Annotated in this window: 27 protein-coding genes and 1 riboswitch; of the genes, 4 read left to right on the top strand and 23 right to left on the bottom strand. The window is 46.3% G+C overall.

Annotated elements, in window-relative coordinates; all coding sequences use genetic code 11:
• The 8 genes from AAEO50_RS05710 to AAEO50_RS05675 form a co-directional block, all read right to left on the bottom strand.
• Nucleotides 1-91, bottom strand: a 91-nt coding sequence (locus AAEO50_RS05710; RefSeq protein WP_341981421.1) for a cold-shock protein, incomplete at its 3' end; no start/stop codon positions are given.
• 200 nt (nt 92-291) lie between these two features.
• Entirely contained in the window at nt 292-444 is a 153-nt protein-coding gene (locus AAEO50_RS05705) for a DUF3934 family protein (RefSeq protein ID WP_341981402.1), read from the bottom strand.
• A 151-nt stretch (nt 445-595) separates the two neighbouring features.
• Nucleotides 596-1216, bottom strand: a complete 621-nt coding sequence (locus AAEO50_RS05700; RefSeq protein WP_341981400.1) for a TetR/AcrR family transcriptional regulator — start codon at nt 1214-1216, stop codon at nt 596-598.
• On the bottom strand, nt 1173-2447 hold the full coding sequence (locus tag AAEO50_RS05695) for an MFS transporter (RefSeq protein WP_341981398.1): 1275 nt from the start codon (nt 2445-2447) through the stop codon (nt 1173-1175). Before AAEO50_RS05695 ends, AAEO50_RS05700 begins: the two co-directional genes overlap by 44 nt.
• 1360 nt (nt 2448-3807) lie before the next feature.
• Nucleotides 3808-4749 carry an NADP-dependent oxidoreductase gene (locus AAEO50_RS05690; RefSeq protein WP_341981395.1) on the bottom strand — a complete coding sequence of 314 codons (942 nt, stop codon included), beginning with the start codon at nt 4747-4749 and terminating at the stop codon, nt 3808-3810.
• Between the two features lie 199 nt (nt 4750-4948).
• Entirely contained in the window at nt 4949-5809 is an 861-nt protein-coding gene (locus AAEO50_RS05685; RefSeq protein ID WP_341981394.1) for a 5'-methylthioadenosine/S-adenosylhomocysteine nucleosidase, read from the bottom strand.
• A gap of 156 nt (nt 5810-5965) precedes the next feature.
• A riboswitch (purine riboswitch) is annotated at nt 5966-6069 on the bottom strand.
• A 215-nt stretch (nt 6070-6284) separates the two neighbouring features.
• Complete coding sequence (locus tag AAEO50_RS05680) at nt 6285-7070, bottom strand: SDR family oxidoreductase (RefSeq protein WP_341981392.1); 786 nt, start codon at nt 7068-7070, stop codon at nt 6285-6287.
• A gap of 128 nt (nt 7071-7198) precedes the next feature.
• Nucleotides 7199-8677, bottom strand: a complete 1479-nt coding sequence (locus AAEO50_RS05675) for a protein adenylyltransferase SelO (RefSeq protein WP_341981390.1) — start codon at nt 8675-8677, stop codon at nt 7199-7201.
• A 229-nt stretch (nt 8678-8906) separates the two neighbouring features.
• Here AAEO50_RS05675 and AAEO50_RS05670 point away from each other — a divergent pair, with 229 nt between their 5' ends.
• Entirely contained in the window at nt 8907-9413 is a 507-nt protein-coding gene (locus AAEO50_RS05670) for a GNAT family N-acetyltransferase (RefSeq protein ID WP_341981388.1), read from the top strand.
• A 76-nt stretch (nt 9414-9489) separates the two neighbouring features.
• On the opposite strand, the gene htpX is transcribed toward AAEO50_RS05670, so the two are convergent.
• A complete protein-coding gene (gene htpX / locus AAEO50_RS05665) occupies nt 9490-10371 on the bottom strand; it encodes a protease HtpX (protein ID WP_341981386.1) in 882 nt (293 codons plus the stop codon).
• 165 nt (nt 10372-10536) lie between these two features.
• Here htpX and AAEO50_RS05660 point away from each other — a divergent pair, with 165 nt between their 5' ends.
• On the top strand, nt 10537-11271 hold the full coding sequence (locus AAEO50_RS05660; RefSeq protein ID WP_341981384.1) for a DUF1836 domain-containing protein: 735 nt from the start codon (nt 10537-10539) through the stop codon (nt 11269-11271).
• Nucleotides 11272-11350: 79 nt separating this feature from the next.
• Here the strand turns inward: AAEO50_RS05660 and AAEO50_RS05655 are convergent, their stop codons facing one another.
• The 9 genes from AAEO50_RS05655 to AAEO50_RS05615 all read right to left on the bottom strand — a co-directional run bounded on the left by AAEO50_RS05655 (nt 11351) and on the right by AAEO50_RS05615 (nt 16004).
• Nucleotides 11351-11542: a hypothetical protein gene (locus tag AAEO50_RS05655; RefSeq protein WP_341981382.1), complete on the bottom strand. Its 192-nt coding sequence runs from the start codon at nt 11540-11542 to the stop codon at nt 11351-11353.
• Between the two features lie 158 nt (nt 11543-11700).
• Complete coding sequence (locus AAEO50_RS05650; protein ID WP_341981380.1) at nt 11701-12420, bottom strand: hypothetical protein; 720 nt, start codon at nt 12418-12420, stop codon at nt 11701-11703.
• Nucleotides 12417-13160, bottom strand: a complete 744-nt coding sequence (locus AAEO50_RS05645) for a hypothetical protein (RefSeq protein ID WP_341981379.1) — start codon at nt 13158-13160, stop codon at nt 12417-12419. Before AAEO50_RS05645 ends, AAEO50_RS05650 begins: the two co-directional genes overlap by 4 nt.
• Nucleotides 13141-14043 carry an ABC transporter ATP-binding protein gene (locus tag AAEO50_RS05640; protein WP_341981377.1) on the bottom strand — a complete coding sequence of 301 codons (903 nt, stop codon included), beginning with the start codon at nt 14041-14043 and terminating at the stop codon, nt 13141-13143. The genes AAEO50_RS05645 and AAEO50_RS05640 overlap by 20 nt, the downstream gene beginning before the upstream one ends.
• Entirely contained in the window at nt 14040-14426 is a 387-nt protein-coding gene (locus AAEO50_RS05635) for a GntR family transcriptional regulator (RefSeq protein ID WP_341981419.1), read from the bottom strand. Before AAEO50_RS05635 ends, AAEO50_RS05640 begins: the two co-directional genes overlap by 4 nt.
• A 184-nt stretch (nt 14427-14610) precedes the next feature.
• Nucleotides 14611-14784, bottom strand: a complete 174-nt coding sequence (locus AAEO50_RS05630) for a hypothetical protein (RefSeq protein WP_341981374.1) — start codon at nt 14782-14784, stop codon at nt 14611-14613.
• 43 nt (nt 14785-14827) lie between these two features.
• Nucleotides 14828-15037: a hypothetical protein gene (locus AAEO50_RS05625; RefSeq protein ID WP_341981372.1), complete on the bottom strand. Its 210-nt coding sequence runs from the start codon at nt 15035-15037 to the stop codon at nt 14828-14830.
• 101 nt (nt 15038-15138) lie between these two features.
• A complete protein-coding gene (locus AAEO50_RS05620; RefSeq protein WP_341981370.1) occupies nt 15139-15630 on the bottom strand; it encodes a hypothetical protein in 492 nt (163 codons plus the stop codon).
• Nucleotides 15627-16004, bottom strand: a complete 378-nt coding sequence (locus AAEO50_RS05615) for a hypothetical protein (RefSeq protein ID WP_341981368.1) — start codon at nt 16002-16004, stop codon at nt 15627-15629. Before AAEO50_RS05615 ends, AAEO50_RS05620 begins: the two co-directional genes overlap by 4 nt.
• A gap of 458 nt (nt 16005-16462) precedes the next feature.
• Here AAEO50_RS05615 and AAEO50_RS05610 point away from each other — a divergent pair, with 458 nt between their 5' ends.
• Nucleotides 16463-16585: a hypothetical protein gene (locus tag AAEO50_RS05610; RefSeq protein WP_341981366.1), complete on the top strand. Its 123-nt coding sequence runs from the start codon at nt 16463-16465 to the stop codon at nt 16583-16585.
• A 516-nt stretch (nt 16586-17101) separates the two neighbouring features.
• Here the strand turns inward: AAEO50_RS05610 and AAEO50_RS05605 are convergent.
• On the bottom strand, nt 17102-18781 hold the full coding sequence (locus tag AAEO50_RS05605; RefSeq protein ID WP_341981363.1) for an alpha-glucosidase: 1680 nt from the start codon (nt 18779-18781) through the stop codon (nt 17102-17104).
• Nucleotides 18782-19008: 227 nt separating this feature from the next.
• Here AAEO50_RS05605 and AAEO50_RS05600 point away from each other — a divergent pair, with 227 nt between their 5' ends.
• Nucleotides 19009-19929, top strand: coding sequence for an NAD(P)-dependent oxidoreductase (locus AAEO50_RS05600; protein ID WP_341981418.1), 921 nt, complete (start codon nt 19009-19011; stop codon nt 19927-19929).
• Between the two features lie 119 nt (nt 19930-20048).
• On the opposite strand, the gene AAEO50_RS05595 is transcribed toward AAEO50_RS05600, so the two are convergent.
• From AAEO50_RS05595 to AAEO50_RS05580, 4 genes are all read right to left on the bottom strand, one after another.
• On the bottom strand, nt 20049-20621 hold the full coding sequence (locus AAEO50_RS05595; protein ID WP_341981361.1) for a DUF4256 domain-containing protein: 573 nt from the start codon (nt 20619-20621) through the stop codon (nt 20049-20051).
• A gap of 306 nt (nt 20622-20927) precedes the next feature.
• Nucleotides 20928-22073 (bottom strand): glycosyltransferase family 1 protein, encoded by a 1146-nt coding sequence (locus AAEO50_RS05590; protein WP_341981359.1) that lies wholly within the window; start codon nt 22071-22073, stop codon nt 20928-20930.
• 44 nt (nt 22074-22117) lie between these two features.
• Nucleotides 22118-22636 carry a phosphatase PAP2 family protein gene (locus tag AAEO50_RS05585; RefSeq protein ID WP_341981357.1) on the bottom strand — a complete coding sequence of 173 codons (519 nt, stop codon included), beginning with the start codon at nt 22634-22636 and terminating at the stop codon, nt 22118-22120.
• A 182-nt stretch (nt 22637-22818) separates the two neighbouring features.
• Nucleotides 22819-24339, bottom strand: a complete 1521-nt coding sequence (locus AAEO50_RS05580) for an MDR family MFS transporter (RefSeq protein ID WP_341981355.1) — start codon at nt 24337-24339, stop codon at nt 22819-22821.
• Nucleotides 24340-24458 lie beyond the last annotated feature (119 nt).

The following is a 24458-nucleotide window of genomic DNA, read 5'->3' as shown; positions in this document are numbered from 1 at the left end:
AGAAATGTACGAATACATCTTCTCCACCTTCGATTTCGATGAAACCGAAACCTTTTTCTGCGTTAAACCATTTTACTGTACCTTGTTGCATAATTGTTTCCTCCTGTGTGGAGTCCGAGTCCACATGTTATTACTATTGTTGCTCAAGTTAGATATCAAAGGCGAAAAGTTTAAATACTTTCATTCCTTACAGACCGAACAAAAATAATTCTTCCTAACCTTAACAGGTAATGAAGCGAAAAGCAAATCTTTTTGAAAATAGTTTGCTGCAGCCGGATGTTCGAGACGCACTTATTTGTCTGAATCCGATTTATTTCCATGCTTGACACCTTTACTCTTATAAGGTTTATTGCTCTTTGCCTTATTGGCTCCCGCCTGCCAGCGATTCCAGCCCTTCTTGCCTGTCCCTTGACCCGTGCCGCTTTTTTTCTTCGGTTTGCTCATACGTTCCCTCCTCCTTATCTGCTACATGTCTTTAAGTTCATCATCATACCATAAGAACCATTGAAAAAACAGGCCCGTCCCGCGGCGCACTAATGCGTCAGCGCAGCGAGGGACAGGCCTTTAGCGTGGTGAAGGACTGTCCTGGATAGGGTCACTCCTTCACATTCAACCCCCATCTGAGGTATTCGATCAGCAATTCGGTTTGTTCTTTCAATTTGATGCTTTCGGAACCCACGATCGCATGATCCACAGCCAAGCCGTCAACGTAAGAAATGATGTACCTGGCAATGACATCCGGATCAAACCGGGGTGCAAATTCCCCCGCCTCAATGCCTGCTATGATGATTTTTTCGGTGACTCCATAGGCATGATCATACCTTTCTTTCGCATGCTCCCGCCTTCTCGTATCGTTTCTTCCTGTTATGAAGTACTCGAGCTTCGACGGTGCGAGCGGATCCATGTGATCGGTCGGTTTTTTTGATTCCCCCAGAAAGGTCAACAAAAGCGCATCCCAATGTGAACCTTGCTTCTCGATCATCGCCTTCAGCGACTCATCGATGATTTCCTGCTGCTGTTCCCCGATCAGCGCTTCAAAGAGATCTTCCTTGTTATCAAAATATTGATACAGACCGCCTCTGCTCACGCCCGCTTTATTCATCACGTGTTTCATCGTGGTATTTTCATAGCCATGCTCAATAAAGACTTCCTCAGCAGCCTGCAATAGTTGATTACGGCGCTGCTCCTTGTGTTCCTGGCTGACTTTCGGTGACATGATTCTCCTCCTCTATAACTTTTTTGCGAATGGCAATCGATATGGCGAACAGTACAATCATTAGCGCACTCGTCACGATGAAGGAAGGGATGATGCCAATGACCGTGGCAAGCGCACCTCCGGCTAAAGGTCCGATGATCGTGGCTGTCGTGGTGGTACTGTTGATGACCCCGAACACCCTTCCCGTCATATGCACAGGCGTTTTTTCCTGCACTGCTGCCTGGAATGGAATGAACACGAGGGCAGCGGTACCGCCAGCAAACAATCCCAGTGCAGGAAACCAAACCACTGAAAGACTCACATCATAGTAAGTAAGGACACCCATCAATCCAAATCCAAGCCCGATCCCCAATACGCCAATACACATATAGATAAACGCATTATACTCCGTTTTCTTTGAAAGATAAAACCCTGTCAAAAGCATCCCCACACCCGAGCCGGTCACGGTATAACCGAACAGATCCGGTGAGGCATCCGTCAGCTGCCGCAGCAGGACGATAATCTGCGAATCGGATAATTGGAGTATCAATAAGCAGACACCCAGCAAGAATAACCCATACATCAAGAACATGCTCTTCTTGATGAACTGAAACCCAACCTTTAACTCCTCTTTAAAAGAGGCACCTTCCTTCTCCCCGTTTTCGACAGGAGGTTCAGCGGCCTTCACTGCTTTAGGCAAAAAGAAAATCAAAAGGGCTGAAACAAAAAATGTGGCTGAATCGATATAGAAGACATTATACGTTCCTACCGTTGAAACAAGGACCCCGCTTACAAGCGGACCGATGACTTTCGTGCTGGAATCGATCATGGAGGTCAGGGACATCGCTCCCTTGATTTGATCATCAGGAATCAGTTCCTTTAACTTCCCATTTTTCGCCGGCACGAAGACCGATGAAAAGATTCCAATGAGGAACAGACAGGCGTAAACCATCCAAACGTTCGAAGCGATGGTCAAGAGCAGTATGAGCCCCCCTCGCACCACATCCGATAAAATCATCAGCGTCTTCCGCTCCAACCTGTCTGCCACGGTTCCTGAAATCGGTCCTAACAGCGCCATCGGAAGTGCCAGGCTGAGGATGATGAATGACATCTGCATCGGCGTCGCTTCCCATTTCAACCCTACCAGCGTAATGATCGCCACAATACTCAACCAGTCCCCCAGACTCGAAATGGCCTGTGCCGTCATCAATGTAATGAAGTGTTTATTCTTTCTTAATGATAATGAACTCATATATCTTTGCCCCCCTTTTCCCTAAAACAGACAACAATGTCGTTTTCTTATTTTAATTATATCGACACTATTGTCACTTTTCAAGATGTTTTTTAAAAAATCTAAAAATTAGGCTTAGGCAACGAATATATCCTAAAGAACGACAGTTCCAGTCTATGCAAGCAGCTTCTTATCAAGTAAGGAACTTTTATAAAGAGGGAAAAATTAATTATCTTTGGCATTTTCCTTTTTATAAGTGATCGTTGTTTTTACTAGTTCCAGCAGGTGATTGGAGCGCAAGACGAAGACTCCTGCGGGAGAAGTGGCCAATGAGAAAAGCGGAAGGGCTTTGCTCAGAGGCGGTTGGCATAAGACGAATTGGCCTTGAATGCGCTCTTTGCCTTCTTGGAAGGTTTGGCTTATGCCATGTGCCTCTAAGCCCTGCAGCTAGACAAGTGAGACCCCGCAGGAGCTTTAGCGACGAGGAGGCTCACGGGTCACCCGCGGAAAGCGAAGTCTTGCACGGAAATCAACTGCGGTGTTCAAAGTGATAAACAAGTATATTAACCTTCACTAAAAAAGTTAGAAACTTCTAATAAAGAGGGAAAAATACCTTAATTTTCTTTAGGTATTTGCCTTTTTTTGAAAAAATTTTAAAAAAGGGTTCTAAAAGACATGAATGTCGTTTATAATAACGACATAGGTGTCACTATTATTAAACCACCTGCATAAGATTTAAAAAACACCAAAACTTCAGTCACTCGAAGAAAGGAGAATTCACATGCTCGTCATCCTTTTCAGTTACATCTTCACAACTGATCATGAAACAAAATTGATTCACGATCAGATTCTTGACCGCCGCGCCGAGTTTAAAAACCGCTTGTTTTAACCACAATGATCGAAAGGAGGTGTTCTTATGCTAGCCATCATTAAACTGTTTTTCTTTAACAGCCAGGATTCTGAAGTGAAACGGATCCATGACGAGATTCTTGACCGCCGTGCGAATTTCAAGAACCGCTTGTTTTAAAAAATCAATAAATGAAAGGAGGAAATCTCATGTCAGCCATCATCAAATTGTTCTTCTTCAGCAGTCCCGATCCTGAATTGAAACGGATCAGCGAAAGAAACCTGGACCTGCGTGCCCGCCTGCAGAACCTGCTATTTTAAGAACAAGATACCCCAAGAATATAAGGAGACTTGTATGACGAAGTTCAGTTATTTATCCACTTAGCGTGCTCGTAATCTTTGTTTAATAGGATGGCGGGCACACAAAAAAATTCTTCACCTACATTTCCTCACGATGAGTCCCCACACGTATAGACGCAAAAAAATAAGGCCCCGGGTTCATTTTGAACCGCGAAGCCTCTCTGCTTATTTCAAATTAATCTTCCCTTACTTTAATGACAATTTTCCCTTTAGCATGATGTGTTTCACTTAAGGCGTGAGCATCTTTCAATCCTTGTTCGTTGAATGGGAAGGTTTCCCCTACGATTGGTTTTAATTCACCGTTTTCATAGAGGTCGGCAAGTTTCTTCAGTTGCTCTCCTTTTGGCTCGAGCCACAGGAATCCCGCTTCCACTCCGTACTCTTTTGCTTCTTCTTCAGATGGGGGCTGTGCGATAGAAACAAGTTTTCCGCCTTTTTTCAACACTTTATAGCTTTTGGACTGGACTTCTCCCCCCATCGAATCAAGTACGATATCAAAGTCTTCAAGCACTTCGCTGAAGTCTTCCTCTTTGTAGTTGATGAACTGATCTGCACCTAATGATTTCACAAATTCCTCGTTCTTCCCGCTCGCCGTTGTAGCTACATACGCACCGAAGCTTTTGGCGATCTGGATCGCGAAATTCCCGACACCGCCTGATCCTGCATGAATGAGAACCTTATCTCCTTTTTTTATCTTCGAAAAATCAACCAGACACTGCCAGGCGGTCAATCCGGCCAAAGGAATGGCGGCGGCTTCTTCAAAACTCATCGAGTCAGGCATCGGCGCGAGCAGATTCTCATCTACGACCACATATTCCGCATATGTTCCGCGGTTCGTCGTATCGGGTCTTGCGAATACCCTGTCTCCGATTTCAAAGCCTTCTACATTCTTCCCTTTACTCGCCACAACACCAGCTGCATCCCAGCCGAGGATGATTGGGAAATCAAACGGGAGCATGTCCTTGAGATACCCTTCACGCACTTTCCAATCAATTGGGTTGATCGAAGTGGCATGGTTAGATAAAAGGACTTGATTGTCCCCTATATCCGGCTGCTCAACCTCACGTTCATTCAGTACTTCTTTTCCTCCATATTGATCGATTACAATCGCTCTCATACTCATTTCCTCCTTGGATTTAGTAATGTCCATTTCCGATGACTCTCTTCCAAATCCCGGATATTCACATAAATGTATCATTCCCTAATTCTTTCATTTTCTAAACCATTAAACTCTTCAAAAGCAAAAAGGCCCGTCCCTCGTTCTGATACCGCATTAAAGCAGCGAGGGACGGGCCTTGGTTTAGTTACACCCAATTTTATTTAGTTTTAATGTATTCTTTCAGGACCTCTAAGACATAGGCCTGATTAGCTTCGGCAGTTTTTGGATTGTACTCCCCGCCGTTCACTTTATTGTTGGATAACACTCTTATCCCGAGGTAAGGTACATCATAAGCTGCGGCAATCTGTGCTCCCGCCGCGCCTTCCATTTCCTCCACCGAGGTGCCGAACTTTTCATGGAACCAATTGATCCGGTCCACTTCATTGTTCCATACATCAGCAGAACCGATCGTGCCCTCTACTACTTTGCCTTTCTCGTATTCATCTTTTACAGCTGTCGCTGCTGCCAGCAGTTGTTCGTCACCTTTGAAATAACGGATATTCTCCGCATCCGGATCTTCTCCCGCACTTCCTTCAGACGCCATCAAGTCCATCGGGATCCAGTTCTTCGGCTCGATTCCTTCATTCTCATTTAAAGAGCCTGTCTTTAATGAGCCCAAATTGACCGTTCTCTTTCCGAGCACTATATCAAAGACGTGTAAGCCGGGATCATGCCCGCCTGATGTTCCCTGATTGATGATGGCCGCCGGGTTGTATTTTTCGATGGCCACTGCCGTTGCAGCTGCCGTATTTTCCATTCCCTTCCCTGTTTTCGCAATGATCACCGGATAACCATCCAGTTTCCCTTTATAAAAGACGAATGATCCTGATTTCTCTTCTTTTACATCTTCTAAACGATCTGCCAATTTTTCAGCCTCGATCGGCATCGGTCCCTGTACGATGATCGGCTGTTGTTCCTTTGCTTCGGCAGCCCCTTGCTCCTGTGATGTGCTGCATCCTGTCAAAACAACGGCTGCCAGAACAGCCAGGGTGATGAAAGCTGATAGTTTCTTTAACATGTTGGTCCCTCCTGTTGAATGGTGTACCCGTAAAAGACAATAGAAAAAGGCCCGGAAAAGGAGAGATTCCTACCTTCCAGACCTGTGAAGTCAAAGTATCTTCAAGGGTACATACACATTATGCTGGTTCCACCCGATTCGAATTCCATCAAAAACCCGAACGATACTTTAACCCGTAGTCTGGTTCTTTCAATGGGAACCAGGTAGAGACTCTCAGACCATATTACTGAATTTATACGAGTATCATATGTAGTTGATTACTAGGCAAGTCTAACAGAGCGAATAGATGCATTCAACCATAAATACGAATTTATTTCAATTTATTTAAAATAATGTTCGTGTTTATTCCATCACGTTGTAAGTGATTGCTCTCTTTTCCATACCATCATGAGAGCTTGGGATAATGATATTTCCCACAATTAGAAAGCACATTCAAAATTGAATGTGCTTTTATAAGACCCCTCACTTTATTACTTTAAATCTCCATCTCCCAGCGTTCCTTCTGCGTTTCCTTCAGCTGTTTCTCCGTTTCTTCAGGATAGACGGTTCGGAATTTATGGGTCTCGGCTGGGATGATTTCAATCATCTTCTTAATCATATCCTCAGGATCGAACTGATCCTTCAGCCCTTCCTGCTGCTCCTCGATATCTTCCCTGCGGGTAAAATTCTTCTCATCATCGAACCATTTCCAAATTTCTTCCCCGCTTCGTTTGTTGAAGCCGGTCTCGAAGGCTCCCGGGTTGATGGTCGCGACCTTCACGCCGAACTCTTCCAGTTCCGATTTCATCGTTTGGGCGATTCCTTCGACTGCATGCTTTGTAGCAGTATAAGGGCCGACATATGGCGTCGCAGAAATTCCCGCCATCGAGCTCATGAAGATGATTTTCCCGCTTCTCTTCTCCACGAGTTTCTTTGCCGCGATCTGTGCGGTTTCAAGCGTCGCAAATACATTCACTTCAAAAAGGGCCCGGAACCGGTCCATCGGCACTTCCGCGAGCGGTCCGCCTTCATTGATCGCTGCATTCGCCACGAACACATCGAAATCATACTTTGCAATTTGTTCCTGGTCGCGTGGATTGGTGATGTCGAGCTTGAATACTTCCATCTCCAGCCCTTTATCTTCCGCTTCCCGCATGAGATCCGTCTTCTGGGAAGTAAGTTCCGTCGTCGCGATCACCCGGTGGCCTTCCTTTGCCAAACCGAGCGCAGCGCCTCTTCCAAGTCCGCTTCCCGCGCCCGTGATAAATATCGTCTTCGCCATTTCATATTCCTCCTGTCAAGTTGCTTCTAGTCGCATTTTCCCTGTAACTTGAAATATGAAACATAGTGAAGGCCCGTCCCTCGAACTGGTAACGCGTTAACGTGTCGAGGGACGGGCCTTAATCATTATCATGTGCCGCAGAACGTTCGGTAAGGACGCTCGGACGGAGGCGCAGGTGCACAGTATTTTTCCTGTTCCGGGGAATGTGCATAAGGGTTGGAAAGAACCCTAAGCAAGTTTTTCAAAACAGTGAAATCCCCTTGATCAACGGCAGCGGAAAGTGCTTCTTCCACCCGGTGATTCCGGGGGATGACGGCCTGGTTGCTGTTTCTCATTAATTGATGGGCATCGGCTTTCGTTTCCCGCTGTCCATCCAGTCTTTCCTGCCAGCGACCCTGCCACTGAGCAAATTCCTGAGACTGAAACAGCTCAGAATCCGCCTGCTTATCCGCGAACGTCAAAGCACGGAAAGTATTCGTATAATCAGCTTCTTGCTTATGCATCATGCCGAGGAGTTCTTCGATAAGAGCTTTATCCTGTTCCTCCTCATTGAAGAGTCCCAGTTTTGCTCGCATTCCTTTCAGCCAGTCAGCATGATACAACTTAGGAAATTCTGATATTGCATCCTGGGCGAGTTGAAGGGATTTCTTCTCTTCTTCATTCAGCAGCGGCAGCAGGGTTTCTGCAAAACGGGCAAGGTTCCAGCCTGCAATCGGCGGCTGATTGCCATACGCGTAGCGGCCCTGCCGATCAATGGAACTGAATACCGTCGCCGGATCAAATGTGTCCATGAATGCGCAAGGTCCGTAATCAATCGTTTCCCCGCTGATCGTCATATTGTCGGTGTTCATCACTCCGTGGATGAAGCCGGACAGCTGCCATTTGGCAACCAGGGATGCCTGCCGCTTGATCACTTCCTGCAATAAAGCCAGATAGCGGTTCTCTGCCTTGACCGCTTCCGGATAATGGCGGTCGATCGCATAATCGGCCAATGCGCGGACATCATCTTCAGTCCCAAATCTTGAAGCATATTCAAACGTACCGACACGCAGATGGCTGGCTGCCACACGTGTAAGGATGGCCCCCGCCTGCGCGGTTTCACGGATGATCGATTCCCCCGTCGTAACAACCGCCAGGCTTCTGGTAGTAGGGATACCCAGGGCATGCATCGCTTCACTGATGATGTACTCGCGGAGCATCGGCCCTAAGCCTGCGCGGCCGTCACCCCCGCGGGAATAAGGTGTCCGGCCCGGTCCTTTAAGTTGAATATCAAACCGTTCACCTGAATGGGTGATCTGCTCACCAAGCAGGATCGCCCGCCCGTCGCCGAGCATGGTGAAATGCCCAAATTGATGACCTGCATAGGCTTGTGCCAAAGGCTCGGCACCCTCAGGAGGCTCGTTGCCCGCAAACACCTCCACCCCGGATTCAGTTTGAAGGATCTTTGCGTCGAGTCCCAATGAGTCAGCCAGCGAACCGTTAAGGATGACCAGCTCCGGAGAACGTACGGGAGACGGCATCTGTTTTTTGAAGAATGACTGCGGAAGTTCCGCATAGCTATTGTCAAAATTCCAGCCGGCTTCCGTTTGATTATTTTCCTGCATCATCATATCCCCTTCTTTACTTTTGACTTTTATCGTAAGGCCAATTCAGTTGCCGTTGTTATCTTATCTATCCCCATACTAACATAAGTCATACCACGTTATAGTCTCCTCTGCCTGAGGATTGTTATACCTTGAGAAGAAACGGTCACGCATCATTTTACGCTGCTAAGGACTGTCCACGATAGGAAAAATGATTTACTATATGGATAGAAAAAGCAAACGAGGTGCCACTATGAAAGTTATTGAAACAGACCGGCTCATTCTACGCTGGGTGGAAGAACAGGATGCCGGGTTCATTTTTGCATTATTGAATGAGCCTGGATGGCTGAAGTATATAGGCGACAAAGGGATCCATACGCCTGAGGACGCAGTGACCTATATTCAAACAGGGCCGCGTGCAATGTATGAAAAGGAAGGGTTTGGCCTTTTCCTAACCGAATTGAAGGAAAATCATACTCCGATCGGGCTGTGCGGATTGATCAAACGGGAGGGGCTTGAAGACGTGGACATCGGCTTTGCGTTTCTCTCTGATTATCAATCACAAGGCTATGCATATGAGGCAGCGACTGGTACATTAGAGTTTGCGAAGGAGCACGGGTTAAAGCGGATTGTGGCGATAACAACAAAGGATAACCACTCATCTTCAAGACTCCTTGAAAAGCTCGGGATGAAGCATGAAGGATTCGTGGCTCTGCCTAATGACAGAGAGGAATTAAAGAAATACACAATGACATTGTAGTACAATATGTGCGGCAAAAATAAAAGCCCGTCCCAGACTGCTTTAACGTGTTCACGCAGTGAGGGACGGGCTTTTATTATTTAGCTTGAAGTCTCTCGATTCGGTCATCGAGATCCGGGTGAGTCGAGAAAATGGCTGATTTTCTGCGCCCGTTGATTTTCAACGTGGAAATCGCCGTATCGTCCCCGCCTCTCATCCGGCTGGAATAGTCTTTAAGCATGCGCAGGGCATGGACCATTTTATCCTTCCCGGCAAGGTCCGCTCCGCCTCTGTCGGCATGGAATTCCCTGTGGCGGGAGTATGCGAAGACCACTAAACTGCCAAGGATCGAGAAGATGATCTGGAAAAGGATGATGGCAATGAAATGGACGATCGGTGCCATTTCTTCTTTTACAAAACGGGAGGCAATCCATGCTGCAATCCTTGAAAGGAAGACAACGAATGTATTAACCACACCTTGCAGAAGCGTCATGGTCACCATGTCGCCGTTTGCCACGTGGGCAACCTCATGGGCAATGACACCTTCCACTGCATCGTCGTCCATCTCGCGAAGAAGCCCGGTCGATACAGCAACAAGCGATCGTTTTTTCGAAGGGCCTGTTGCGAACGCATTCACTTCCGGAGAATCATAAATTCCAACCTCAGGCATATGCATAAGTCCCGCCGCCCTTGACAAGCGGTGGACCTTCTCCACAATCCCCTGTTCGGCTGCCGACAATGGACCATTCGGATCAAGCACACGGACATTCATCATTTTCTTGGCCATCCAGCGCGACATCGCCAGTGAAATGAATGATCCGGAAAAGCCGATGATGGCACTAAAGATCAATAATGCCCCGAAATCAATTCCGCCCGTTTCATTAATATAGTTTCCGGCTCCAGTCACCGAAAAAATGATGGAGATGGTGAGCAGGACCAGGACGTTGGTTAAAAGGAAATAAAAAATACGTTTACCCATCTTCATGTTCACTCCTGTTTTTAAGTTCATATGAACTTATATTTGAACCTATTATAGAACTTTTATAGGTAAACTTCAATCCATTTTTACTGGGGGTGGAATTGACGGGGCTGAGGGGAAGTCTTACTATTAAGGAAGAATATATAGAACGAAGGGGGTTGGATTGTGGAACGGTTTACTTTGTCACGAAAGGAAATGGCCGATTTGCTGCATTCTTTGAACGGCCAGCACGTCAACACCCCTATCCAGATATTGAAGAATTCCTGGTCCTTTAAGAATCAAGAAGATATAGTCAATCTACTTTCATCAGGCGTCCCTACCATCTTTGAAAAGATCATCAAGCACTCCAAAAGTGAAATCGGATTCTCAATCAATGAAATTGTGTCCCTCGGTAATCAGATCGAATATACCCACCTTTCACCTAGTGCTGTTCAGAACTGGGTGAAACGGGATATCAAAGAACTGGTGGGAAGCCCACAAATCGGGAAGAAATACAATGTAGACCAGGCAACCATGCTCTTGATTGTCGAGGATTTAAAGTCGTCACTTGACTTTGATTCCATCCGGAAGATCCTGACGCTTATCTTTAATAATCCTGAAGACCGGTCAGACGACATCATCCATCCCATCGACCTGTATTCAGCCTATGCATCCATATTTGAAAAACTCCATCACCGTCCGATCCCTCACATGGAGGGGGATGGGCCCATGAACGAGTGGATCGAACAATTCATCCATGATGAATGCCGAAACATCCTGCCAACGTTCAAACACCTGAATGAAGGACAAGTGAACTCGGTACTGAATGTGCTCATTGTCTCTTCCTTAAGTGTACAAGCCGCTTATTATCAATCAGCCGCCAAACGATATGTATATGCGGCCCTGTTCCTGCAGGAATAATAGTGGGTGCCTTCCACGGCAAAGGCCCGTCCCAGACCACGTTAACGCATTAATGCAGTGAAGGACGGGCCTATTTTATTTATCGGTTCTGACCATTTTGGTTACCAGTTACGTTTTTAACAGCTTTTGCCGTTCCGTCAACCACGCTCATTGCTGCATCTTCCGTAGTTTCGAGTGCACTGTGAACGGTATGGAATGCAGCACCTGCGGTATTCTTGATGCCCTGTGCCACTTTTCCTTGGTTTTGATTGTTTTGATTTTGGTTTGCCATCGTGAATCACCCCCTAGAGAGTAGGATATACAGTTTGAGGTGGTTGATTCAGGTTTCTGCTGGATATATAAAGGAAGATATCCCCTTCATTTAAACCCATGCCTAAGCGGTATAGCTAAAAAGAAAAAGGGAGATGACCTGTCTCTTAATCCCTTTTACTATTCAGCTCTTACATAGTTGGTGTGCCCGTCTACCTCCACGTCTTCCGGCACTTTCAGCAGTATGAAATCGTGGCCGAACCCCATACTAGGACGTTCTCCGAAAAACCAGTTTTTCTCACCGGTAAATTGCTGAAATGGAAAGCCTGACGAAAACTTGGTAACATTCACGGAAACCATTTCGGGGGCTTTGATAGAAAGAATTTTGCCCCTCAATTCCAATTCCGCAGATGATTTCTTGTCTGTCATATCCATCCCATCGACGAATACATTCCCTGTGTAGTGTATGGCTTCGATGACATCATCATTTGTGTCCTTCTCTTGTACAAAGACCATCACGGAAGCTGTTTCATCATCTAAATAGGTGATATCCAGTTGCTGATCGTCATAAGGAAATGACCAGCTATTTTTGTTGGTATAGCCGCCCTCAACATTTTGAAGCTTTCCGGAATGTGCGGCATCCATCACTCTCATTTGCTCACTCTCAATCAGTTTCAACTCTTCAGCCGTCAATGTCTTGAACTCTTCCCCTTTGTCAGAGAGTACACTGACCGATAGAACGGCAGCAGCGAGCAAGATAAGTGTATAGCCGCCGATCATCCATCTGGACTTCTTTGAGCCGACCCTTTTTCTGCGGCTCGCCCTGACCATAAACGTCGCCACCCCCGCTACAAGGACGAGAATGATAAAGATAGGCAAAAACATCAGCAGCATACTCATTTTCTAACCTCCATTCGGTTGGAAACTCCCATGCTTGCAAGAAGCAAGATGAACGACACTCCTAGAATTTTTATTAGAAAGACAAAGAATGAGGTTTCCGCTCCAAAGAATGTCGATGTATTTACGAGCAAAGCAGGCTCCCTGGTTAACCCATCCAGGATCAAAGTTCCAAAAAACGCAGCCGGCAATAAGAAGGAGAAAACCCTGTTAAACTGCACCAGCATCCCCACAAAATATCCCGCGCTCGCAAAGAGAAAAATGTATAGGATCGAGGCAGCCGTGCCTGTCAACAATTCCCCTGTCGTCAAAGAATCCACCATAATGGAAGATGGGTCTTTTGAAAAATAGGTGATCAGTTTGAACACGTGGCCCGACAGAATAACGGTGATGCCTGCAAACACGCTTGCTGAAAAGAGAATCAGAACATTGGAATAATGGCTGATCCTGCGATTCGTAACGAAAGCATAATCATCGTACCGGTAAGCCTTCGTCGTAATGATGATTGCGGAAATGAATGCCCAGAGCATCATGAACATCTGGATGAGATCATTTGTCATATAATGAACTTCATAATCAAGGGTCCCCGACGATCCTCCGCTCATCCCCGTCCCGTTAAAAGAGAAAAAGATCGCGAGAAGCTGAATGGCCATCAATGAAGTGAACACGCCAAAATAGGATTTCAGTTTGTAACGGTATTGCTTTTTTACAAGGTGCCACGCATTAACCTCTGCTAAATACATCGTCGATTCCCCCCTTCGATTGACTGGTTAAGTAACTGCAGACGTCCTCAGCGGAAACAGAGGTCAGTTCAAGTCCCAGCGCACTGGCTTCTTCAAGTGCTGTTTGCGGCCGGTCATTTTTCATAACGGCATAAGTCATCCCTGCTCCCATATCCTGCACATGAATCGGCTCGATTTCTCCCATCCAGCCGGTGACCACATCCGTCTTTCCCCGGACACCAATCGCAAATTCCTTTAGCTCATCAATCCCCATATGAAGAAACTTTTCTCCTGTTTTGATCAGCAGGATTTCTTCTAAAATATCCTCCACTTCCCCCAGCAGATGGCTGGAAAGAATGATCGTTCTCGGATGGGCGATATATTCTTTTAAAAGCGCCCGGTAGAAATCTTTCCTCGTGGCTGCGTCCATCCCGCTCGTCGGCTCATCGAAAATCGTAAGCGGGCAGCGGGCAGCAAGACCAATGATCATATTGAACGTACTTCTCATTCCCTTGGAGAGGTTGCCATGATATTGATTCGGATTGAAGGAAAAATATGAAAAAAAGCGGTGAGCAAGCTCGCTGTCCCAGTTCGGGTAGAAGCTTCCCGCGGTTTCAAGTAATTCAAACAGCGTCAATCCATTGGAAAAACTCATTTCATTATCGATGAAGATGGTATTTGCGGATACTTTCAGGTTATTAAAAGGACTTTCTCCAAATACGCGTATTTCCCCTGAAGTATGATGAAGAAACCCTGCGACTATTTTAAGCAGCGTCGTTTTTCCCGCTCCGTTCCTGCCGATCAGCCCGGTAATCTTATTTTCCGATAGTGTAAAGTTCAAATCGTTCAGTGCCTTATGACTGCCATATTGCTTTGATAAACCATTGCATTCCACAACATTCATGACCCTTCCCCCTTTTCCTTCCGGTGCATTTCCCTGATCATGGCGACCAGTTCCTCCTCATCGACCTTCAGCTGAACGGCCTCTCTGGCAAGATCGGTGACCATCCCGCTAAGCTTCGTATTCTTTCTCTTTTTCAAAATGATGTCTCTTGCCTCTGCTGCGACAAACATCCCCAGCCCCCTCTTTTTATAAAGGATTTGTTCGTCCGCCAGCAGGTTGATCCCTTTTGCAGCCGTTGCCGGATTGATGTTAAACATCTCTGCCAATTGATATTGTGAATAGACTTTTTGATCGCGTTCAATGATCCCGTTCAGTATTTCTGTTTCGAGCCACTCCGCGATTTGCACATAAATCGGCTTCATACTATCAGGATTTAACACCAGAATCCCACCACCTCTTTTACTAACTAACCACATTAGTACATTACTCATGTAATGCACTATATATTACCATTATATACAAAAATTACTTTTTGTCACTGAAAAAGACAATTTCCTCCAGCGGAAATTGTCTTTTGGGATGGATTGCACAACAAAAAAGCACGCCCCTCACATTCTTCAGGATTCTTCAGTCCCTATATGATGGCTTATTTCTTCCTTTCTTCACAAACATTGTCATGATCAACAAAGCAATTCCTGACATTCCCCCGGCAAATTCAGCTATGTAGAAATCCCCGTCTCTTACAAGCCGGATCAGGAAACCACCTCCGAAGATGACAATCATGGCCATGCTGAATAACAATAGTCATTGCTTCATATAATCATCTCCCTTATAAAAAGGAGGCTCACTCGCCTCCCCCTCCTCCGCAGCCTCCGTCTCCACCGCTGAAACCTCCATCATTTCCTCCGCAGTAATCGGAGCTCCCGGTTTCGCCTCCGTAATAAGTTGTATGTCCTCCGCCTCCAGTATAGGTACCTTTGGATGAGTTGGTCACGAAGATCGCTATGAATGTGATAAGAAAGGGCACTAAAATGATAAAGAATATTCCTGACATTTGAATCACCTCTTACTCTTATTTACGAAATCAAGATGGTAAAGTTTCAATTTTTTGTAAAATTAAAAAGCTCCCTGATAATAAGGAGCTTTCAAATAAACCTATTCAAAAATGATCGAAATGATTTCATCCATGCTCATTCCGCTTTCGATTTGGAATGTACCTGGTCTTAGTTCATTTTCTAGACCGCGATTTTCCACTTCTTTGTAGAACTTCATGCCGTCATCGATGATTTTTGCTTCTTCCAATGCATTCCCGATGTCGATGCTCGTCATTCCCATCGATACATTCAGGATGGTGCGGTAGACAACACCGTCATCATTTTTCTTCTCTGATTTCTTTTTGGTCTTTTCTTCTTTTTTCTCATTTACAGCGGCGATCTGCTTGTTCCATTCGTCTTCTGTCTGTACAACGAAACCATTGGATGTCAGTTGTTCGATCATGTCGTCTTCTGTAAGTTTTTCTGTTTTAACTGTTTGATCCGCTTTCTCCGTGCTCTTCGCTTCTGAAGGTCCGAAGAAATAGAACCCTCCAGTAACAGTCGCTGCAAGTAAAAGGCCTAATGCAAAACTGCGCAGGGAATTAGGTGTCATTGTGCAACCATGCCCCTTTCAGCCTTTCTTGACATGTATGGAGCAAGCATGTGCGCGACCTCGGTTGAAGGCAGCTGTTTTTTTGATGCTATGCTTTCAATTGAATACCCGCGTTTATGCATATCAAGCATGTCACGAAGCATGAGGCGCTCTTCAGAGGAAGCTTCCATTGCCCCTGACTGCTGTGCCGTAATTTCTGCATCTAATTGCATGTTCCGTATTTGTTTCTCAAGTTCATGGACTTCATTCAATACTGAAATCGAAACATGCTCCATTTGCTGTTCCAGTTGTGATTTGGATTGCGTCGTTTTGATAAACGATAAAATGAGCAGCACGACGGCTGTACCAAACAAAATGGCGATTACCCATCCCATCATGTTTTCCTCCCTTATGTATGAATCTATCATCAGTACTAAATTATACCTTGATATCCAACAGAATTCGATTTAAAACGACAAAACCCCACGATAGTCCTGTGTTTATGACAGAATATCGGATACTTGTTTGTTACATAGGGGCTATTTCAGATATAAATGATGGTTCCCTTGAACACCGCTGTTGATTTCCGTGGAAGACTTCGCTTTCCGCGGTAGCCCGTGAGCCTCCTAGTCGCCTCGTAAGGAGATTTAACTGTCCAGCTTCAGGGCTTAGAGGCACATGTCATAAGCCTCTGAGCAAAGCCCTTCCGCTTTTCTGATAGGAGTCTTCGTCTTCCACTCCAATCAACAGCTGGAACCGGTTTAAACCTTATTAAATGTATCTAAATAAGAATAAGTTATACCATAAAACCAATACTAAGAAAGAAATAGCACGAATGAGGGAGGAATGGAACATGTCAAAGCCTACTCAAGAACAGCAGCATGAAGCAGCGAAGAAGCTGGCTGAAAAGCAGATGAGTGATAAAGTTGAAATCTCGTCTGTACAAACGGATGGAAGTCAAAAGAACCGTAAATAATGGACGTACGACAAGGAACTTGAATGAATGGGTTCCTTTTTCCTTTAATCAAAAACAGAAAAGAGGCTGGGACGAAACTAAAAAACCACCATATAAAGACGAACAATTTCAGTATAGAATGTTAATGCCGCTAATGATTTCCGTGCAAGACTTCGCTTTCCGCGGGTAGCCCGTGAGCCTCCTCGTCACTTCGTTCCTGCGGGGTCTCACATGTCTAGCTGCAGGGCTTAGAGGCACATGTCATAAGCCAAACCGACCAAGAAGGCAAAGAACGCCTTCGTGGCCGATTCGTCTTATGCCACACGCCTCTGAGCAAAGCCCTTCCGCTTTTCTAATAAGCTACTCTTCCCGCAGGAGTCTTCGTCTTGCACTCCAATCAACCGCTGGAAAGTGCTACTATCTCATTTTAAATTAAAACAAACTAAAAACCCGAACTTACTTGCCTCCTGAAAGGCAAATTAGTTCGGGTTTTACTTAGACTAACACACTTTTGTCCCAGTCTCTTTCCAGTATCGATTATTTCATCAAGTAAACCCGAGCCTCATAAGGCCGTAGTTCCACTTCATGAATGTCTTCGTCTCCATTTACATCATAGTTACTGATCAACAGCTCACCTTTGCTTTCAAAGTCAGAAGGCAGTTGGAATACCGGTGTGCCGCTTGAGAAGTTCAGCATGATGATCATGGTCTGGCCTTCATATTTCCTAGTGTACGCGTAGATCTGGTCGTGGTCCGGCATGATGAGGTCATACGAGCCGTAGACCATGATCGGGTTTTCTTTGCGGAGCCCGATCAGCTTGCGGTAGTAATGGAAAACGGAATCGGGGTCAGCCATTGCGTGTTTGACGTTGATTTCCTTGTAGTTCGGATTCACTTTCAGCCACGGTGTCCCGGTTGTGAAGCCGCCGTGCTCACTGTCATCCCACTGGATCGGGGTGCGGGCGTTGTCGCGGCCTTTCACATAGATGGAATGCATGACTTTATCGTGGTCCTCCCCGTTTTCAATCACTTTTTCTCGGTACATGTTCAGCGTTTCGATGTCTTGATAGTCATCGATCGAATTGAATTCCACATTGGTCATCCCGAGCTCTTCACCTTGATAGATGTACGGCGTTCCTTTTAACGTGTGAAGGAACGTCGCGAGCATTTTCGCAGATTCGATCCGGTACTCTTTGTCGTTCCCGAAACGCGATACCATGCGCGGCTGGTCGTGATTGTTGAGATAGAGACTGTTCCAGCCTTCGTGTTCAAGACCTTTTTGCCATTTCGTGAAACTGTCGCGCAGCGCGATCATTCTCATCGGACGGAGATCCCATTTGCCCCCCGGACCTGAGTCGAGATCCACATGTTCGAATTGGAAGACCATGTTCACTTCTTTGCGATCCTCGGCTGTATAGAGCTTCGCTTCTTCCACGTTCACACCCGGCATTTCGCCGACCGTCATGACGTCGTACCCGGAAAGTGCCTTTTCATGCATTTCCTGTAGATAGTCATGGATTTTCGGGCCGTTCATAAAGTAGTCTCCACCCGGTGCGTACTTGCGGTCTTCAGGTTTCTCGGCATCAGGGAGGCCGTCCACTTTGGAAATGAAGTTGATGACATCCATGCGGAAGCCGTCGATTCCTTTCTCGAGCCAGAATTTCATCATGTTGTACACTTCTTCGCGGAGCTTCGGGTTTTCCCAGTTCAAGTCAGGCTGCTTCTGGCTGAAGAGGTGAAGGAAATATTGGTCCGTTGCTTCATCGTATTTCCAGGCTGAACCGCTGAAGCAGGATTCCCAGTTATTCGGCTCCCCTCCGTCTTTTCCGTCCCTCCATATATAGTAATCCCGGTAAGGATTGTCCTTCGATTTACGGGACTCGACGAACCAGGCATGTTCATCCGAGCTGTGGTTTACGACCAGGTCCATGATCAGCTTCAAGCCGCGCTTGTGCATTTCATCCAGGAGGCGTTCCCAGTCGGCCATCGTCCCGAACTCATCCATGATGCCGCGGTAGTCACTGATATCATACCCGTTATCGTCGTTTGGTGAATCATAGACCGGTGACAGCCAGATCACATCAATCCCAAGCTCCTTCAGATAATCGAGCTTCGAAATGATCCCATTGATGTCGCCGATTCCATCGCCGTTCGAATCCTTGAAACTGCGGGGATAGATTTGATAGACAACCGCTTCTTTCCACCATTGCTTAGACATATAATCGCTCCTTTTTGTTGTTGAATCTAGTTGATCTTCAATCATTCTACAATAAAGTTAGTATACTATGAAACCGGTTGCATTAACAGAGATAAATCAGAAGGCCCGTCCCTCGTTGCATTAAAGCGGCAATGCAGTGAGGGACGGGCCTTTAGAAAAGTAAATGGTATGCCTTATTCTGTTCCTATCGTATAGGTATTGGTATACTTTTACTAATAGATTTATAAATTCTTAATCAGAAAGTAGGCGACGAAGTGCAAAAGAAGACGATAGGATTTATCGGTACAGGGGTCATGGGTAAAAGCATGGTCCGCAATCTCATGAAAGCTGGTTTTGAACTGAATGTGTATACCCGGACGAAAGAAAAGGCATCCGATCTTTTGGAAGAAGGTGCCCGCTGGCAGGAAAGCGTGGCAGCGCTTGCGGAACAGTCTGACATCATCATCACGATTGTAGGCTATCCAACAGATGTGGAAGAAGTATACTTCGGCGAGAATGGTATTTTGGCGAACGCGAAGACGGGTTCGTATGTGATCGATATGACCACCTCTTCCCCCGTCTTGGCAGAATCCATCTTTAAGAAAGCAAAGGAAGCGGGCATTCATGCTTATGACGCTCCAGTATCCGGCGGCGATGTTGGCGCCCGAAACGCTGCCCTCACCATCATGGTCGCCGGTGAAAAAGACAACTTCGAAGGAATCCTTCCGGCACTTGAAGCAATGGGGAAAAATATCGTACTGCAAGGAAGCGCGGGTGCCGGCCAGCATACGAAAATGTGCAACCAGATCGCGATTGCTTCCGGGATGATGGGCGTCTGCGAAGCAATCCTCTATGCTGAAAAAGCAGGGCTTGATCCGAAAACCGTGCTGCAGAGCATCGAAGCAGGTGCAGCCGGAAGCTGGTCCCTATCCAACCTGGGAACACGCATGATCGACGGCAATTTCGATCCGGGCTTTTATGTGAAACACTTTATCAAGGACATGAAAATCGCGATCGAGTCTGCTGAAAACATGGGGGTCCCTGTGCCCGGACTGAAGCTTGCGAAAGAATTATATGAGCAGCTGAGTCAATCCGGCGGTGAAAATAAGGGGACACAGGCGTTGTATCAGTATTATGAGATGATGAGCAAGAGCATGGGAAATGAATGACCGGCAAGCATAGTGAATACCTTTCCACCATTTGCTCATAGACGGATGTGGCTTTAGAAGTGAATTTGAAGGCCTTGAGTGATTTCCTTTATGCTCTCGGCCTTTTTTTGCCAGCCTCCTCAGACCATCAGCGAACCGCGAAATCCTCTGGCAGCATAGTAGGATTCAGCTCCATTGTGGTACACGAAGACGTGGCCGAAGCGGTAATCGCAAAATAGTGCACCGCCCAGTTTTCTGATATCATCGGGGGTTTGCACCCAGCTTGAGGTTTTCTTATCGAAATGTTCAAGTTTCTGCAGTGCACGATATTGTTCCTCCGTCAATAGTTCGATGCCCATGGAAGCTGCCATATCAATCGCGTTATTTTCTGGTTTATGTTTTTTCCTTGACTCCAGCGCTTCACGGTCGTAGCACACACTTCTCCGGCCTTTAGGACTTTCCGGTGAACAATCACAAAACATGTATGCGTCCTTCTTTTTGTTAAACCCGATCACATCCGGTTCACCGCCGGTTCTTTCCATTTCATTGAGCGACCACAGCTTTTCTGCATCAGCCTCGAGCTTAGCTTGGACTTCTGCCCATTTAAGATTCTCATGGCGGTTCATATTTTTCTCAAAACGTGCTTTCAATACGTGGAGCAACTCTTCACTCTGTTCTTGTGACAATTTTTTCTCGCTGATTTCATTTGTCATGTTCGATCCCTCCATTATCTTAGTCGTTTATGGCTAACGGTCTATTTTTTTAATTCAAGACGTGTATCCCAGAACCCTTCAACGACCGCAATTTCCCTAAAAAAATATCATTATCGCAATTGAGTGCAGACCCAGGTTATGAAGCTTTTCAACACCATTATGTCCTTTGTCACGATTTCCAAATCCTGTGTTGAACACCGCTGTTGATTTCCGTGCAAGTCTTCGCTTTCCGCGGGCGGTTGGTGAGCTCCTCGGTCGTACCTCCCTGCAGGACCTGACCGGGAAGCCACACAGATCGACGGGCCTTTACAGTGATGAAACCCTTTCATCTCCGACCTCTTCAAACGAGAGGGATAGTACTTCCCTGTATTCAAACTCAAGCTTTTTGAAAATGCTGTCCCAGGAGAGGTGTTCTGCTTTTAATCTGGCTTGCCGGCTCATGGATTTATGCAGTTCTTCGTTTCCTGTGATTTCATCTATCGCCTCTATGAAAGATTCATAATGATGAGCTCTCGCAATCCTGCCGTCTTTGCCATCTTCCACGATAGTTGTCACTCCGCCTTTGTCCGCAACTACTGCCGGGAGTCCTGAGGCAAATGCTTCTAATATGACGTTTCCGAACGTTTCGGAGGCGGACGGGAAGACGAAGAGATCGGAGGAAGCATAGATTTTCGCCAGTTCTCCGCCGTTCAGGTATCCGGTACACGTCACGTTTTCCTCCTTTAAATCCCTCTCCATTTCTTTTTTCAAAGGACCGTCTCCGACAATGATCCATTGGACAGTAGCTTTGACAGCCGGGGGCAGGAACTTGATGATCTTCGTTAACGTCTCCAGGTCCTTTTCAGGCGCCAGTCTTCCTACGTATAACAAAGTAAATTTATCATTGAGTCCATTGGTTCGTTTGCTTGGTGAAAAAGCTTCGCAGTCCACTCCCCTGCTCCAAATGGACAGATGCTGAAACCCCTTGGATTCAAGGTGTTTTTTTGTATCAATGGAAGGAACGAAAATCCTCTGGGCACGCGAATGAAACCACTTCATGTATTTCCAAAGCAACGGTGATAACCAGGTCATCTTGTAGTAATCCAGGTAAAAATCAAAGTGAGTATGATAGGAGGCGACTAGCGGGATATTCATTTTCTTTGCACAGTGGACACCGATAAGCCCCATCGAGAGCGGTGTGGTCACGTGGATGAGGTCGGGAGAGAATTCTTTCAGCTGTTTTTCAATCGTGATGGGATTGGCAATGGCCGTCCGGCACTCGGGATAAAAGATAAAAGGAAAACTGGTAAACGAATGAACGTTAGGATATTGTTCTTTCCGGGCATCGGTTTCAGGCACGAACACCTTATATTCAATGCCCTTCTTTTCAAAATAATCGGTCAGCCTTTTCAAGGTTCTCGCCACCCCATTTACCTGGGGGTGGTACGTATCGGAAAACAAAGCGATTCTCATCTTGAATCCTCCCTTTTCTTGATTCCGTTTTTTTCTACTGCCTACTACAAAATGGAAACAAAAACCGCTGTACCCAAAGCCAGGAACGCTCCAGCCATCACATCGGAAGGATAGTGCACGCCGAGCACGACTCTCGAGTAGGCAACGAGTACACTGATGGGAAACAAAATCACAATGGCCGCCGGAAAGTGAAGCATAAACGGGATTGTGATTGAAAAGATCGCCGTTGAGTGGCCTGATGGAAATGAGTGATCCTCAAATGGATGACCGTGGTGCATCACATCAGGCAGCGTTAGATAAGGTCGGATCCTTTTCACTGAACGCTTGATGAAATGCATGACGAAGTGACTGACACTCAAGACGAGGAATGCTTGAATGACGGCAGGTCTGATCGAAGGATAGACACTGCTGAGAAGGGCCAATGCGAGGATGGAAAGAATGGAGATTCTGGCACCTCCCAAGTGCGTGATTACCCCAAAGAAGGTACGGTACAATTTACTTCCGTTTATTTTGTAAAAGAGCTGCTGATCCACCTTATGAAGCCCTGTGATCATTCGATCCATTGATATCACCCCTTTAATTAGTCACCTTCATTATAAATTCGAATTGTTAGGGCTCTTATAAGGAGTGGTAAAAAAGTGTAAATTTCATTGGGGGTAATTGTAAAGGGAGTGGCTGGGCCCAAATTCAACATAAAAAAGGAGAACAAGGCTGACTGCCTCGTTCTCCTTTTTCACCTTTCCCCCTACCTGGAAGCTTTTGAAGCCTCTTTCTCGATCTCCAGCCTGCTGCTCCCCATCCGGTACACAAAGAACAATGCTATAATCAGGGGAATCAATGCGTATGCAAATGTTGTCGTAATCGAATCAGACATGGCCGTCGTGATTTTTTCCAATACAGCATCAGGAATCTGTTCACGCATTTCCGGTTCAAAGATGCTTCTCGGATCTCCTCCGCCCGGGAATGCCTGTCCCCCTCCCTGTCCCTTGAATGCTTCTTCCAAATTAGAAGCGAAGAGCTTTGTCTGGAGAGTTCCATACACCGTGATTCCGATCGTCATCCCCAGTGAACGGAAAAACGCGTTGGTCGAATTTGCGGATCCCCTGAATCTCGGATCAAGCTTATGGATCGTCGCATTAGGAAGAAGCGAAAACGAGAACCCGACACCAAATCCGCTCAGGGTCATATAGAGTGTCAGCAGAAGCCTGCTTGTATTCGGCCCCATCGTTGTAAGCAGCATCATACCCGCGATGAAGGAGATGATTGACACCCACATGATGTTGCGATAACTGGTTTTCGTCATACGGATTCCGGCAATCGCACTTCCGACCACAGATCCAAGCATCAACGGCGTCAGAATCATCCCTGCATTCGTGGCCGAACCGCCATACACAGCCTGAACGAAAATCGGGATCAAGATGGTCAGGATGATGAACGCCGCCCCGTAAAGAAAAGCAAGTGCCTGAGAGGATGCAAACAAGGTACTCTTGAACATCCAGAATGAAATGATCGGCTCTGCTGCTTTCCGTTCAATAATAATAAAGCTTACGATGAAAACGAAAAATGACACCAGCAACCCAATGATTTGCCATGAAGCCCAGGCGAACTCCTTCCCTCCCAGTTCAAGCGCAAACATCAAGCTCACAACCGCGATAACAAGCGTGACCGCACCTCCCCAGTCGATTCGCTGGTCGGACCGCTGCGGCGATTCTTTATACGCAGTGATGATGAAGAATAATGAAAGAAGTCCGATCGGAACATTCACATAAAACACCCAATGCCAGCTAAAGTTATCGGTCAGGAACGCACCGATCAACGGACCGAATACAGAAGCCGATCCGAATACCGCACCTAGTATCCCCGTCATCTTCCCTCTTTTCTCAGGCGGGAAAATATCAAAGACAATCGTAAACGCGATCGGGAGTAACGCTCCACCCCCGATTCCCTGAATCGCCCTGAAAATGCTCAGCTGCACAATATCCTGTGCGATTCCGCAAAGTGCCGAGCCCACCAGGAAAATGGAAAGACCGAAAATATAAAACCGCTTCCTTCCATACATGTCGGAGAGCTTGCCGAAAATCGGCATCCCGGCCATGACTGCCACCATATAAGCAGACGTCACCCAGACAAACTTGTCGAGTCCGCCAAGATCCGAAACGATCGATCCAAGAGCAGTCGCCACAATGGTATTATCCATCGCCGACATCAAGATCCCGAGCAGGAGACCCGCAAGCGCCAGCTTCATATTGCCTTCTTTTGCTACCATATATGTCACCCTTTTTATGTAAAAAATGTGCTATTGTCTTTTTCATTATATTCTTCTGTTTGGGAATGTCTAGTTAAAATCCGGTTTGACGGACAGGCAGTCTTCACCGTTCCGGGGGC

The sequence above is a fragment of the Rossellomorea oryzaecorticis genome, assembly GCF_038405515.1.
GTDB classification, from domain to species: domain Bacteria; phylum Bacillota; class Bacilli; order Bacillales; family Bacillaceae_B; genus Rossellomorea; species Rossellomorea oryzaecorticis_A.
This window is presented reverse-complemented; position numbering and strand designations above follow the sequence as displayed.